General features: G+C 46.5%; 2 protein-coding genes. Both read right to left on the minus strand.

Translation table 11 applies throughout. The features are described 5' to 3' along the window. Window positions 1-84 precede the first annotated feature (84 nt). Window positions 85-786, minus strand: a complete 702-nt coding sequence (locus tag ACYVD4_RS32010) for a hypothetical protein (protein ID WP_460952534.1) — start codon at window positions 784-786, stop codon at window positions 85-87. Beyond that, the coding region (locus ACYVD4_RS32015; RefSeq protein WP_460952535.1) for a hypothetical protein at window positions 770-1,268 on the minus strand (499 nt) is incomplete at its 5' end. The genes ACYVD4_RS32010 and ACYVD4_RS32015, both read right to left, overlap by 17 nt.

A 1,268-nucleotide genomic window follows, 5' to 3' on the forward strand; every position in this document is an offset into this window, starting at 1 on the left:
CGTTTCTCCTCTTATTTACCCTATCAAGCTACGCAAAATCCACCACTTTTGCAACTATAATCAACTGATATTTAGTGTGTTGTGTTAATATTTTCGCTTCAGCATCGGGCGGGGTGGGGCGACACGGTCGGGGTCAATTTCGAATATCGCATCGGGCAAGGTTCTGGGAATAAGTGACGTCTGAACGGTAGCAGTTCGACGCACCTTTCGCGGTAAATTACCAGCCTGTTTTGCCTTTAGCTCGTTTACTGATTTCTGAATATCAAGCAGTATTTTTGTTTGAGCGTGTAGCATTTGCTGACTCGTCTGCATTTGCTCGGCTCTGGCAGACGACGAATCAATCAGCACCGTTTTTAGCTCAGTAACGTGGCTTTTCAGCGTGTCTACTTTTTGGGTTTGCTCCTGTTGCAATCGCAATTCAATCTCCCGCTCCTGCGTGTAGTAGAACCAGGCGATACCTACCCCCACCGACAATAGAAACACCACGAACATTACGACAATCCAGATACGTTCTCTACGTATTGGTTTGCGCTTAACGACATAGGAAACAAACACGCCAATCAAAAAAATGGTGTCACCAATACTATTGGTCGCAATCGCCCACAGTAACAGCCCCGGCATAATGTAGAGTAGTGCTCCTATGCCATTAAGGAACATACCCAGAAATATGCTGTGGCGAAAAACGATTGTCCGCTGTCGATTTATTATTAGAATACCACTCAACACAAAGCATTGGAGGGCATTGGCAATGAAGGCGGTTAGTATCTGTTCAGGCGTTATCATCATTTTTATCTTTTGCTCGTACGCTATTGTAGGCACCCCATGCTGCTTTGGCCGCATCGCTAATACGTCCAAAGAAATCCACCAGACTTGTCGAATCGTTGTAGAGGGCCAATATCAGCCTGAGTAGCTTATCTGCGCCCATGCCTCCCAGAATGCCCAGCATCGAAATGGCGTAGGCGTTCCATTGCCAGTGGTCGATTCCGTAAGCGGCTGCGATGCCCACAAATAGTACGGACATGGCGACAGAAAATAGACGGTTGGCTAACGAGAGATTCGCTTCGTTTTTGGTATTAACAAACTGGTACATGGCGCCCATGAAAATGCAGAACCCCACGAATAGGTAAACAGCGTGGGCAATCAGCCAGAGTAATATGGTTTCCACCAATTTTTTCACGGTAATAGCTAAGAGTGGGTAATGAACTGGCACAGCCTCAAGCCAGTGTATGCGTAATTTATTTTGGCAATTCCTGTCACAAATCGCCCCT

Source organism: Spirosoma daeguense (assembly GCF_054776875.1).